Origin of the sequence: Marinomonas sp. BSi20584, assembly GCF_002792415.1 — a bacterium.
Taxonomy (GTDB): Bacteria; Pseudomonadota; Gammaproteobacteria; order Pseudomonadales; family Marinomonadaceae; genus Marinomonas; species Marinomonas polaris.
In genome coordinates this window covers 86,176-99,604 of record NZ_KZ454886.1, presented here as the reverse complement: position 1 = coordinate 99,604, position 13,429 = coordinate 86,176, and the positions used below count along the sequence as shown (strand labels likewise).

Genomic DNA, 13,429 nt, shown 5'->3' with positions numbered 1-13,429 from the left:
AAAAACAGACCGTTATTTAAAGCCTAACTATTTCCTAAATCGACTAACACTTTCTAGTGCATCCTTTAAATAGATATAGTTAGGCTCTGCACCTTTTTTTACTCTATTTGTTAAATCATAGATTTTATATTGACCACCAGCACCCACTTCCAAAATACTATCATTAGTAATCAAGGCATAAGCAGCATAACTTGACGAAAGCACCCAATCTCGCTTTTCACTACTACCTAAAAGATCAATGCCTTCTGAATAAGTATTTAGAGGACTAGTAACGCCAAGATAATTTTTCATTAATGTAGGTACAACATCTTCATGGCTCGTTATAGAATCTAGCTTTTCTTTTTCTAATTTCACTCCAATATTAGGTCCAACCATAATAAATGGTACATGAGTTTGTGCTGCCGTAAAATTACTATTATGCCCCCAATAATTGAGTTTATTGTCATTCAACTCTTGGGCATGATCACCCGTAATAATAACAAGGGTATTCTCGGCATCACCAGTTAACTTCAACTCATCCAGCACCTGTTTAGCCAAATCATCAACATAGCGGACACTCGTTTTATAACGATTCATAAATGGTGTAGGATCAGAATCTTTATTAAGAGCTAAGTAATTTACATCCGCCAACATAGGTTCATATTTTTTGTCGTAATCTTTCGGAAAATCGTAGCCATGCGGAGCATCGTAAAAAAGAAACGAGAAGGTTGGTTTAGACTTATCTCTATGTTGATACCACCGCAACCAATCTTCGGTCAGATTTTTATCTCTTTCAGCAGGAGAGCTTCCTTCAGACCTTAGACGCAAACCATTCACTTTGGCGAAAACAGTTTGATTAAACTCAGGATCTGTCAAAGAAGCAGAAGTAAAAATACCTAGCTGATAATCCAACGCTTGAAGGCGATCCATAAAAACGGGAGACCTTTGATTCGATAGCATGCTTTGCCAATACGTCCCAGGTAGACCATAGAAAAGGCCAAATATACCTGTTCGAGTCGCATTCCCTGTTGATATGTGATTAGCGAAAGAAACGCCGTTTTGAGCATAAGCCCACATGTTAGGTGAATTATCAGCATTAAAGGTATCAAAACGCCATGAGTCCACTACCAAAAACATAATATTCACAGGCTTATCGACAGTAACTGTATTCAGCTCTCCAATTGGATAGTTAAGGTTACTGCTTACTTTTAAAGACAGCTTCTTTTGCTGCTCTAATGCCTTCTCATCAATCCAACCATGTTTTCGCATCCAATCATTTGCAGTAGCAGGTTGAAATAGAGGCAAATAGCTTTTACTGATAGTAACAGGCTGGTATGCGTTTGCTGCAGCCCATATGTGAATAAAATTACTAACAAAAAAACATAAAACAAAAAAACATACAAAATACCTTTTTTTAAGTTTTCTTTCTGGATAGGCACTTAAAAAATGCAGTAAAGCATACTCAATTAAAAATATAACGAGAAAGCTAAAAGCAGCGACAAGCCAAGTAACGATGGAAAAATCAACCACATCACCGGACAATACAAGTTTAAGGACGACCTCGTTGATATGAAAACGATACTGGGCAAAAACAAAGGTATCAATCAGTTGCACAAATAGCGAAACAGACGCCAAAAAACTAATAATCAAATAAAATATTTTTCTAGGAAGAAAAATAAATATAAAAGCAAAAAAACCTAAAATCCCACCTAATAATGCCATTTGCCCTATTAAACTCGTGACAATAAAAGAGGACCCTAAGATATCTGTAGGAAATTCAGGTAAAAATGAGAAGTACCTTATTGCTAAAAGTATAGAAAAAAATATGTTTATTATTAGGAAGCAACCAAAAACTGAACGCTTATTACCAAGAGCCATGATAAAAACCTAGAAGATTAATTTAAAAAGCAAAAATTGAAAATAAAATCATGAATCAACACCAAATAAATCCCGCGTATAAACTTTATTTTTTACGGTAGATATATCATCTGTCATTCTGTTTGCTACGATCACATCGGATATCGCTTTAAACTCCTCTAAGCTTTTCATTACTTTCGAGTTAAAAAAGTTATCTTCATTAAGCGCTGGCTCATACACAACAACTTCTACACCTTTGGCTTTTATACGTTTCATAACACCTTGAATAGCAGACGCTCTGAAATTATCAGAACCAACCTTCATCACGAGACGATAAATCCCGACGACTTTGGGGCTATTTTTCAAGATAGATTCAGCAACAAAATCTTTACGTGTAGCATTTGCGTCAACAATCGCTCGCACCAAATTGTTTGGGACCTTGTCATAATTAGCTAGTAGCTGTTTGGTATCTTTTGGTAAGCAGTATCCACCATAACCAAATGACGGATTGTTATAGTGACTACCAATACGCGGATCAAGCCCAACACCTTGAATAATTTGACGACTATCTAAATGGTGAGATTCCGCATAGCTGTCTAACTCATTAAAAAATGCAACGCGCATGGCTAAATAAGTATTAGTAAATAGCTTAATGGCCTCAGCTTCAGTTGCCCCTGTGAGCAGCACATCTATGTCTGTTTTTTCCGCGCCCTGAACAAGCAGATCGGCAAAAACCTGCGCTCTATCTGAGACCTCCCCAACGACAATCCGCGAAGGATATAAGTTGTCATATAACGCCTTGCCTTCACGCAAAAACTCAGGTGAAAATAAAAGATTATTAGTAGAAAAACGCTCGCTCGCGGACTTTGTAAAGCCTACCGGGACAGTAGATTTCACCACCATGACCGCATTAGGATTGATACGCATAACATCCTGAATTACGGACTCAACATGGCTAGTATTAAAATAATTTGTTTCTGGATCATAATCGGTAGGGGTTGCAATGATCACATAGTCTGCACCAAGATAAGCCTCTTCCTTGTTTAGCGTTGCAACAAAATTAAGGTTTTCTTCGGCTAAATAACGCTCTATATCACGGTCTTCGATAGGTGACTGTTTTTTATTAAGCATATCTACCTTAGCGGCAACAATGTCCAAGGCGACGACATGATTGTACTTTGCTAATAACAGAGCATTAGAAATGCCAACATACCCAGTTCCAGCCACTGCTATTTTCATTCAGTTTACCTTTTGTTTTAAAGATAGAATTTGTATTCAAAAGAGGCTATTTTACAGTTTGCACCATAATTAAAAATGCCAAATCGTGTTTTTTTATTATTTACATCAAGAAATGCAGCAAATCGAGAACACCACAGCTAATCTTAATAAAAAACAAGGAGTTCTATATGAAGTTTGAACTGGTAGATCGTCAAGGCTATATCCCTGATCTTATCTATGGCGCCTCAGGACAAGAGCTTTCCTGCTTTATTCCCAGTGACTATCCATTCCAACAAGTCAGCTACAACAATGGCGAAGGCGAAGCCATTATCGATAAACACACATGGCACTTTTTCTTTACTCAAGAAGGAATTGGCATCAAATTAATGGACGGCATCGTAACATTAAAAGAAGCCGAACATTTCTTGCTTGCAGTTAAATCACACATTTGGGGGGAAACACACCAACAAGTGCAAATATTTATGGCAGGAGCAACACCAAAATAACTAGGTTTCATGACGGAGCTTACCTCGATCAAAAGGCCCAGCTCCGTCATATTCACTATGCAAAGTCTATGTCATCACAAAGCAACAGCTCGCAGCATTCTTTTTGACCATTGACTCCACGACCCAACATAGACTTGCTTTGCCTCTATCCCAGCATAGTTTAAAGCCAAGACATTATGGCAAGCAGTTACACCAGAACCACAATAATACACGTATGCATCACTACTATTAGATAGCCAATCTTGCCATTCCACATGAAGCTGCTCAGCGGGTTTGAAACAAGCATTTGCATCTAAGTTATCTGAAAATGGACGATTAATAGCACCTGGAATATGCCCAGCAACAGCATCAATGGTTTCGTTCTCGCCATTAAAGCGATCTGATGCTCTAGCATCCACTAATTGAAACTGATTCGTTTCAAAGTTTTCAACTATCGCTTGCTCACTGACCGCCCAAGGAAAAGAAACCTCAATTTGATTGGATGTCGATTTTGCTTTGACAGGAGCCAGTGATACATCCCTCCCTTCTCTCAGCCATGCAGGAAAACCACCATTTAAAACACGTACATCAATATTTTGCTGACTAAGCATCCACCAAGCTCGTGCGGCAATCGCTCCCCCCATATCGTCGTACACGACAACTTGAGTACTAGAATCTACTCCCCAAGCCCGCAATTGCTCGGAAAAGACAATTTCATCCGGCAAAGGATGTCGACCAGTCAATTCTGTCTCTGGTGCTGCCAATTGATGATGGACATCCACAAAAATAGCACCTGGAATATGTCCTTTATTATATTCAGACAGACCTTTAGCGTGGTCCGTTAAGTAAAATCTACAGTCTAAAACAACAACGTTAAGCTGCCCAAGTAATAGGGCCAGTTCATTTGTATTAATTAATGTTTTTAATAGCACAGGCTTTCCTCAGACAATCATACGGGGTCATAAAACAGACCGCTTCTGTTTCTTTTAAATCTACTTTGATTATTCATTTTTTGCTAATATTCGCAGCAATTATCTTACTACTGAGTTTTCTATGTTACGTATCGACCTAATCCTTACCGAGCAAGGCCTTGCTAAATCTCGCTCGCAAGCACAAACTTTTATCAGTGAAGGACGAATCTCATACAAGCAAAACGAGAAGTGGATAAAAGTCACCAAACCTAGCTTGAAATTGCCATCCGATATCGAGCTGAACGTCATCTCAGACGAGGCCGATAAATACGTTTCCCGTGGCGCCTTGAAACTTGAAGGTGCTCTACTACACACAAAACTCAATATCGAAGGTTTCCTTGTATTAGATATCGGCCAATCTACCGGTGGCTTTAGTGATTGCGCGATTCAGCACGGTGCAGCACATGTTGTTGGTGTTGAGGTCGGACATGACCAACTGGACCCTCGCCTACGTAATCATCAAAATATTATCTGCCTAGAAGGAATTAATGCTCGAAACTTGAGTATTAAAGACCTAAGTGAACACTTCCCAGAAAACGGCTTTGATCTTATTGTCATGGATGTTTCTTTTATATCACAGACTAAAATTTTGCCTCAGCTACCAAATTTACTAAGTAAAACAGGGCACCTGATTACATTAGTAAAACCTCAATTTGAAGTAGGCAAAGAATTCATAGGTAAAGGCGGAATAGTAAAAGACAAAACGCGTGTAAAACAGCTCGAACAGGACATGCAAGACTTCATCAAAGAACTAGGCTTTGAGGTCAAATGCTATATAGAAAGCCCAATAAAAGGCGGTGACGGTAATCAAGAATTTTTACTTTGGGCAACCAGATCATAGATCTTAAAATCTCGGTTTATAAAGGTGGTTAAATTACCTCATCATAACTATGATGACTATTAGGTAAAACCTGGCGAGCTTCTTTTTCTTCAAGCTCGGTAATGTAGTTTCTTGCCATGTAGAACCCCAAACAGCCAAAGATAACGGATCCTACAGCCTGCCCAAAAAGTACCCCCTCTGCGCCCATAAAGAGAGAGAAGATAGTAATTAATGGCCATGTACCTAACGTCGCACGACCAAAATTTAGCAAGGTACTATTTAACGGTTTACCAAGGTTGTTAAAAACAGCAATCGCAATAAACAACAAACTCTGGAAGAAAAAGCTAAAAGATACAAAGGTAGCAAAGAATCGAATTAGGTCAGCACTACTTTGTGTTGCATGAAACACTGATACAAGCCAATCTTGCATTTGATAAAGACAAAAACACAATACCAAGCAATATCCGAAAGCATAAACGACAGCACTACTAATTGCACTGTGCATTCTATCAAAACGCCCTGCCCCATAGTTCTGCCCTAATATAGGCCCAACGGCACCAGATAAGGCAAATATCCCGCCAAACACCACAGGAATAATACGCCCAATAACCGCCACAGCAGCAACTGCATCATCACCAAACGACGAAGTATGCTCCATGACAATGGCATTCGCTAACGGCGAGGACATATTAGTTAACATGGCAGGAATGGCAATTACGGAAATCGATTTAGCATCTTTGAAGAAATCCATTAGATCAAACTCGCCCAGCATCCTATGGATATGAACCACACCATAATACGACACAGCAACCATGGAAAAGCGCGCAATCAAAGAAGCAATAGCCGCACCTTGCACGCCCAATCCGAAAGCAAAAATAAAGATAGGATCTAATAGTGCATTGACCAATCCACCAACCATTGTGGCGTACATAGCACGGCGGGCATCACCCAACGCTCGCATAATTCCAGAGCCAATCATGCCTATCATTACCGCTGGCATGCCTATGACTAAAATCTGCAAATACCCTGTTGCCAAGTCAAGCGTTCGCCCTGTGGCACCAACATACAAAAGGATATGAGGAATATTAGGCCATATAAGCCAGACCACGCCGGTCGAAAAGAAAATACCAAATGCCAGCACATTGACTGCACGACGTTTAGCCAACTCGATCTGCCCCTCACCAACCGCTCTTGAGACCAAGGCTGTCGCCGCAATAGACACAGCAATGCTCAACGAAATGGTAAAAAACATGATGGTGCTGGCAAATCCTACCGCCGCCACCGCTTCTTTCTCGCCCAACATAGAAAGGAAAAGCATGTCGACCAGATCAACCAAAAACATGCACATCAAACCAAACGCACCAGTGGCAGACATGCTAACAACATGTTTAAAGGTTGAACCTTCTGTAAGCTTTGCCGGACCAGGCATTTGTTTCCCCTAAAGTGACGCATCTAACTACTATGCGGCAAAAAACGCGACAAAAAAATTCGCCAATAAATAAAAAAACCGGACAAGCAAATACTTGTCCGGTCGGGTATTTTCTCATGTATGACGATTTGAGAAAATGCTTACATTGTGGACAACCTAGTGAAGATCGTTATTTGATCGATTAAAAACAATTTTTTCAACATCTGCAAAGCGTTCGGCAAAGTGTACAGTCATGCCCTCTTTCACCGATTCAGGCAATTCTTCAAAATCACGACGATTTGGCTCAGGCAAAATTACTTCACTAATTTTACTACGCTTAGCGGCAATGATTTTTTCGCGAATACCACCAACAGCTAAAACCTGACCAGTAAGCGTCAACTCACCTGTCATTGCTAATCCACGTCGAACCGGTTCACCTTTAGCCAATGACAGCAATGCTGTAGCCATGGAAATACCTGCGCTTGGGCCATCTTTCGGTGTAGCGCCTTCTGGAACATGCAAATGCACTAAGCTTTTATCAAAGAATTCTGGGTGTTTCTGATAGCTTTTTGCATGAGAGAAGACATAGGAATACGCAATTTCGGCTGATTCTTTCATTACATCGCCAAGCTTACCCGTGAGTTTTAAGCCTCGCGTTAATTCATGTACCTTGTTAGCTTCAATCGGTAAGGTCGCCCCGCCCATAGAAGTCCAAGCCAAGCCAGTAACAACACCAACCCCTTGTAATGTTTTTTCTGGTCGGAAATAAGGCATACCTAACAAGGTCTCAACGTCTTTCACGCCAACATTGATATGCTCTTTTTCACCCGTCATTAACTCAACGACACTCTTGCGCAAGATTTTTTGCAGCAGCTTATCTAAGCCTCGAACACCAGCTTCTCGAGCATAATGCTCAATAATATGTCGAAGTGCAGCATCAGTAATATTCAGCTGCTTCTTCAACAGCTTATTTTTCTTAAGTAATTTCGGCCATAAATGCTGCTTAGCAATCGCTAGTTTTTCATCACCGATGTAACCAGACAATCGAATAACATCCATCCGATCTAACAAAGGCGCAGGAATAGTATCCAACTGGTTTGCCGTACAAATAAACAGCGCCTTAGATAAATCGATGCGCATATCTAAATAATGATCAAGAAACTCAACATTTTGCTCAGGATCAAGCGCTTCCAATAAAGAAGACGCTGGATCACCTTGGAAAGAAGAACCAATTTTATCAATCTCATCCAACATGATGACAGGGTTTTCGACCTCAACATCTTTCAATGCTTGAACAAACTTGCCCGGTAAGGCGCCTACATAAGTCCGTCGATGACCTTTAATTTCAGCTTCGTCGCGCATACCACCAAGACTAAAGCGATAAAACTTACGATTCAAAGACTCAGCAATCGATTTACCGATCGACGTTTTACCAACACCTGGTGGGCCAACTAACAATAGAATGCTACCGCCCATTTCGCCGCGGTGTGCGCCCAAAGCTAAGAATTCAACGATGCGGTCTTTTATGTCACCAAGGCCTGCATGATGAGATTCAAGAACCTCACGCGCTAGCTTGATATCCAAATTGTCTTTCGAGTGAACACCCCAAGGCAAAGACGTCGCCCAATCCAGATAGTTACGCGTCACACCATACTCTGGAGAACCTGTCTCAAGAATGCTCAGTTTATGCAACTCTTCTTGGATTTTATCGTTCACTGCTTTGGGTAAAGTTTTACCTTCTAAACGAGCTTCGAATGTTTCTACATCAGAAGTACGATCGTCTTTTGAAATACCCAGCTCTTTCTGGATGATTTTCAATTGCTCTTTTAGGAAAAAGTCTCGCTGATGCTTACTGATTTTATCATTCACTTCGGCGCTAATTTCGTTCTGCAAGCGTGCAATTTCAAGCTCTTTTCTTAGCAAAGTAAGAGCCAAATGCATGCGAGCATTTACTGGAATGGTTGCCAAAACATCATATAAATCTTCCGCATCCGCAGAAGTGATAGATGCAGCAAAATCTGCCAACAAACCCGATTCATTAAATGAGAACCGACCTAGATACTGCCTTAGATCTTCACTAAACAACGGGTTTAAACGAATCAGCTGTTTAATCGCATCCAGAATGGCAATAGAATAAGCTTTCGATTCATCATCATTGGATTTCACATCATTAAGATAACGAACGCGAGCGAGGTAAGGCGCTTCTTCACTTAGCCATTCAATAACTTCAAAACGTTTTACACCTTGAGCTAGAAAGGTCAATTTATCATTTTGCTTCTCGGCTTTATGTACTCTTGCAACACAACCAATAGAGCGAAATTCGTCTACTGAAGGCGCTTTTTTCGTTTTCTTATCAGCATAAACCAAACCTACGACCGCTTGAGGATGTTCTGCGATTCGCTCTAAAGTATCTTCCCACTGCTCGGCATCCACCATAACAGGCTGTACCTGAGCGGGAAAAAATGGGCGGCTTGAAATAGGCAAAATAAACAATGTCTCAGGCAAAACATCATCTGGAAGGGCAAGACCTCTAGGATCACTAATAACAATGCCTTCCTCTTCTGTTACTTCAACTTGGCCTTCTTGTGCATCTAAGTATTGCTCGTCATCACTCATAATAAACTTCTCAATAAATCTGTATTTTTGTAAAAAATGACGCCAGAAATGTCTGTGGCTATTTTTTATAAGCTTTTGCTATGGATAGATCTTATGTAATGACGATATTGCCGAAAACAATACCATAGGCTATTTTCCCAAATACTTACTCACTTCAAGAAACAAACTAACCCTCAGGACAGGATTAGTTATTTGGCCTATTCCGACTTAGTGTTATTATAGTAGCCATGCTATAGATAGAACTCGCTCAATTTCACACTCTCGACTCAGAGTTACAAAAAAGGAAAGGCTAATGACCCGCGATGAACTCCTTAAGGCTTACAACGATATATTTGTGATCAAACACCCTTTTGTTAAACACAAATTAACCAGTCTTCGCGATAAAAACACCAGCACACGTGAATTTCGCATGTTAGTAGAAGAGCTAGGAACGCTAATTGGCTACGAAGCAACACGTGATTTAGAAACAACTGATGTTGAAATTGAAACACCTCTAGAAAAAGCTATGTGCCCAGTTCTAAAAGGCAAGAAGCTTTGTATCGTTACAATAATGAGAGCGGGTAATGGACTTGCTGAAGGAGTATTAAAACTGTCTCCTAGTGCACGAGTTGGGCACGTTGGCTTATATCGCGATCCTGAGACAAAGCAGCCTGTTGAGTACTACCTAAAAATGCCACACTCAGTGAATGAGCGTACCATTATTGTGGTTGACCCAATGCTGGCAACGGGTAACTCTGCCATTATGGCCATCGATAAGATGAAAGAAATGGGCGCAACAGATATTCGCTTTATCTGCCTATTTGCGGCACCAGAAGGCATTCAAGCATTTAAACAAGCGCATCCTGATGTTGCCATGTATATCGGATCAATCGATCGTGGCCTTGATGAGCATGCCTATATTCGCCCAGGTGTTGGCGACGCTGGCGATCGTATTTACGGCACGCGCTAATTACTGAATAAACAAATAAAAAGCCGCCTCTTAGTTCAATAAAGAGACGGCTTTTATATCATTCAAAAGTAGCAAATTAATTGTAACGCTAGCCCTTAAGAGCCAGGAAAGCTCCGGCACTTGCCATGATTCCACCAGCCGTCCTATTCAATGTTTTCATAGAGCGTTCAGACTTCATAAAACGTCTCGCCTGAGAAGCCCCAACAGAAATTATTGTCAAACCAAGTAACAGCGCAACAAAAGTAAGAAACGACGCCAACACAATATCAGAAGCACTTAAGACTGTTAAATCCATAAATGTCGGCAAAAAAGCGACATAAAAAAGTATAACTTTAGGGTTAGAAGCAGAAATCATAAAGCCTTGAATAAAACTCGCCATCTCGTTATTTGCGTCTTGCAGATTATCACCAGAGGAAACAGTAGAAACTGGCGATATCCACATTTTCCAACCCAGATAAATAAGATAAGCAGCACCAGCATAACGTATGATAAGAAACACTTCCTCCCAAGCTGATGCAATGGCTGCCAAGCCGTAACACGCCATAACTAAATAGACGATATCGCTCATTACCATACCAAGACTAAGAGAAAAGCTCGCTCTCGCGCCTCTAGAGATACTTCTTGCCAAAATAGCAAAAATTCCAGGTCCCGGAGTAATGCTAAAAATAAAAATAGCGATAAAAAATGTAATTCCGCTTTCTAGAGTCATATCAAACCCTCCACCAACTTACGGCTAATGCTCAGCAACACCACAACCAGCTAAAACCATGCGAGTAATAAATTGCCTAGCTTCTTCATAATCACTTTTTTCTAACTCATTTTTCTGCAATAGAATTTTCACTTGTGCATCAAAATCAGCATAAGTCTGAGTCATCGCCCAAATACTAATAAAAAGATGTTCGGTTGAAACAGGGTTCATCAAGCCTTTATCTACCCAAACCTGAATTGTCACCTTTTCGCGACTTAATTCAGTAACAAACAAATTTCTAAGATAATCTAAAACAAAGGTTTCTTCACCTATTAATGCCATCGCAAAGATCTTAGAAGCATTTTTATTGGTACGAGATTGATCTATTTTTTCACTGATATAACGCGTTAGATTTTGCTTAGGTCCTTCTTCAACATTAAATTCGCTGACGGAATCTAGCCAAAGACGAAGAATGCGCTCTAACACAGCCTCTAGAAGGTCTTTTTTAGAGCGATAATAGTAATGAACATTTGCCTTAGGTAACCCAGCTTCATCGGCAATCATCTGAGTAGTGGTTTTCGCTAAACCTTGTCGAGCAAAAACACGTTCAGATGTTTCTAAAATAAGGGTTTGATTTTGAGCACGAATGTGCGCTTTCAACTGATCTTTTGGTCGTTTTACTTCGGTCAAAGGTGAAGCCTCGCTGATCAACATGTCACTAAAGGGGGAATGTTTTTTATATCGACTTACCATCCTGTGCGATACATCGGAAGAATAACATTCTTTACAATAGGCACGAAGCCTTAAGAAAAAATTGCATAAAAAAAGGGAGCCGAAGCTCCCCATTTCCCCTCGTAGCAGAGACGTTAATGACTATAGGCATTCGTCATTAGGCTAACTGCTACACCACGTTGGCGCTGTAATTGAGACGCAAAACCAATAAAATTCAGCGTACTTCAATGTTCTTGATCGATGGTTATTACCATCGCTGGTCACTGATACTAGTAAACCAAAAATACTCTACCATTTTCTAATAGTTAACACTTTTAGAACTTAAATCAGGCGATTCAGACAAGTAAATACTGTCTTTTATAAAATCTATATAACGATTATAAACAGCTGATTTTACAGTGCAATAGATGAGAGCTAAAAAACTGACCGATCGATCAGTTTTTTTATAATTTAGACATTTTTAGGAGATGGGGATTTAGAAACTCGGTTGCGCCCCTTCTTTTTGGACTGATATAAGGCTTCATCTGCCCTCTTTAAGACAGAATCAGGAGATTCACCACTAGCAGCAAAAGCCACACCGACACTGGCAGTAACCTTCACTTCTATCTCTTGTTTTTTCTTGGGATCAAACACCTCAACCATGGCGTCTTCGATATTTTCTCGAATCAATTCCAAAATGCCATCAACCTCAGAAAGGCGCTTGCCTCGAAAAATAATGGTAAATTCTTCACCACCGAAACGGAATGCTTTCCCAGGGCTAGAAAATAGCCTCAATTGAGCGGCAACACTCTTCAGCACTTTATCGCCCATATCATGCCCATAAGTGTCATTAAATTTCTTAAAATGATCCACATCGACCATAGCAATAGCATAGTGCCTAGACAGCCCTACAAGTTGCTCATTCAAGGCGCGCCTACCTGGCAATTTAGTCATATCATCCAAATAAGCCATACGATGACTTTCCATCAGTAAGAACCAAATCCACAATAAAAACTGTGCAGATAGCAAAGCATCAAACTGAATGTCCGAAGAAACAAAATGGCTGACAATCAACAAACTGACAATACTAATCAGACCACTTGCTCGAAAAGTATCACCACTTAACCACCAAGCCGTACCTATTGCCAAAGTACTTATAAATAGAACACACCACAACAAAACAGTAGACCAACTTACTTTAGTACTTAAAAAAGCATGATCCAAAAAAGCAAAAGACACCCAATTACGCTCAATGGCGTAACACCAGCTCACAAGCATCAAAACGAATAATATACGATTAACCACAAATCGATTAAAAAAGCCCCGTTCAGGGACGAACCCCAACAAAGCAATACAGAAACAAGAAATGACCAAGTATGCAGTTAATGATGCAGCCTGATCCGAGTCACCATAGAGCTTCGGAATCAGTAACAGCAAAACGAGAATAAACACTCGGCCTTTATTAAAATGCCAAGCCAGTAAAATAGCTACGCCAGCAAAGATAAGGGGAAGTAAAGGCAACAGACTAAACCACAAAGGTGGCAATAGGCCAACATACAAACTAGCATAAACACTCACTAGTAAAATGAAGCACGGAACTAACAATGAACTTAAGCGTTCGGACATAAAAAAATCAAACCCATCGAATCATTCGATTAAATACGACCAATATATTGCCCCGAAAACGATTCGATTTCATTAATAATAGTGTGAATTCTAAACGAGAA

Annotated in this window: 11 protein-coding genes; 3 read left to right on the top strand and 8 right to left on the bottom strand. The window is 40.2% G+C overall.

From position 1 onward, the window contains the following. Nucleotides 1-27 precede the first annotated feature (27 nt). Together TY87_RS16340 and TY87_RS16335 are read right to left on the bottom strand one after the other, a co-directional pair. On the bottom strand, nt 28-1,857 hold the full coding sequence (locus TY87_RS16340; RefSeq protein ID WP_100187885.1) for a DUF3413 domain-containing protein: 1,830 nt from the start codon (nt 1,855-1,857) through the stop codon (nt 28-30). A gap of 48 nt (nt 1,858-1,905) precedes the next feature. After that, on the bottom strand, nt 1,906-3,075 hold the full coding sequence (locus TY87_RS16335; RefSeq protein ID WP_100187884.1) for a nucleotide sugar dehydrogenase: 1,170 nt from the start codon (nt 3,073-3,075) through the stop codon (nt 1,906-1,908). A gap of 167 nt (nt 3,076-3,242) precedes the next feature. On the opposite strand from TY87_RS16335, the gene TY87_RS16330 reads away from it, so the two are divergent. Then, nucleotides 3,243-3,560: a hypothetical protein gene (locus tag TY87_RS16330; RefSeq protein ID WP_072841070.1), complete on the top strand. Its 318-nt coding sequence runs from the start codon at nt 3,243-3,245 to the stop codon at nt 3,558-3,560. A gap of 74 nt (nt 3,561-3,634) precedes the next feature. On the opposite strand, the gene TY87_RS16325 is transcribed toward TY87_RS16330, so the two are convergent. Further along, the gene (locus TY87_RS16325; RefSeq protein ID WP_100187883.1) at nt 3,635-4,471 is read right to left on the bottom strand and encodes a sulfurtransferase; all 837 of its coding nucleotides are present in this window, start codon (nt 4,469-4,471) and stop codon (nt 3,635-3,637) included. A gap of 121 nt (nt 4,472-4,592) precedes the next feature. Here TY87_RS16325 and TY87_RS16320 point away from each other — a divergent pair, with 121 nt between their 5' ends. Beyond that, nucleotides 4,593-5,351 (top strand): TlyA family RNA methyltransferase, encoded by a 759-nt coding sequence (locus tag TY87_RS16320; protein ID WP_100187882.1) that lies wholly within the window; start codon nt 4,593-4,595, stop codon nt 5,349-5,351. 28 nt (nt 5,352-5,379) lie between these two features. On the opposite strand, the gene TY87_RS16315 is transcribed toward TY87_RS16320, so the two are convergent. Together TY87_RS16315 and lon are read right to left on the bottom strand one after the other, a co-directional pair. Continuing rightward, on the bottom strand, nt 5,380-6,759 hold the full coding sequence (locus tag TY87_RS16315; RefSeq protein ID WP_100187881.1) for an MATE family efflux transporter: 1,380 nt from the start codon (nt 6,757-6,759) through the stop codon (nt 5,380-5,382). 156 nt (nt 6,760-6,915) lie between these two features. Then, entirely contained in the window at nt 6,916-9,354 is a 2,439-nt protein-coding gene (gene lon, locus TY87_RS16310; protein ID WP_100187880.1) for an endopeptidase La, read from the bottom strand. A gap of 292 nt (nt 9,355-9,646) precedes the next feature. Between lon and upp the strand changes: the two genes are divergently transcribed. After that, a complete protein-coding gene (upp, locus tag TY87_RS16305) occupies nt 9,647-10,303 on the top strand; it encodes a uracil phosphoribosyltransferase (protein WP_072841075.1) in 657 nt (218 codons plus the stop codon). An 88-nt stretch (nt 10,304-10,391) separates the two neighbouring features. On the opposite strand, the gene TY87_RS16300 is transcribed toward upp, so the two are convergent. From TY87_RS16300 to TY87_RS16290, 3 genes are all read right to left on the bottom strand, one after another. Beyond that, a complete protein-coding gene (locus TY87_RS16300) occupies nt 10,392-11,012 on the bottom strand; it encodes a LysE family translocator (protein WP_072841076.1) in 621 nt (206 codons plus the stop codon). A gap of 24 nt (nt 11,013-11,036) precedes the next feature. Beyond that, nucleotides 11,037-11,681, bottom strand: coding sequence for a TetR/AcrR family transcriptional regulator (locus TY87_RS16295; RefSeq protein WP_232617161.1), 645 nt, complete (start codon nt 11,679-11,681; stop codon nt 11,037-11,039). 492 nt (nt 11,682-12,173) lie between these two features. Then, nucleotides 12,174-13,328 (bottom strand): GGDEF domain-containing protein, encoded by a 1,155-nt coding sequence (locus TY87_RS16290; RefSeq protein WP_100187878.1) that lies wholly within the window; start codon nt 13,326-13,328, stop codon nt 12,174-12,176. Between the last annotated feature and the right edge of the window lie 101 nt (nt 13,329-13,429).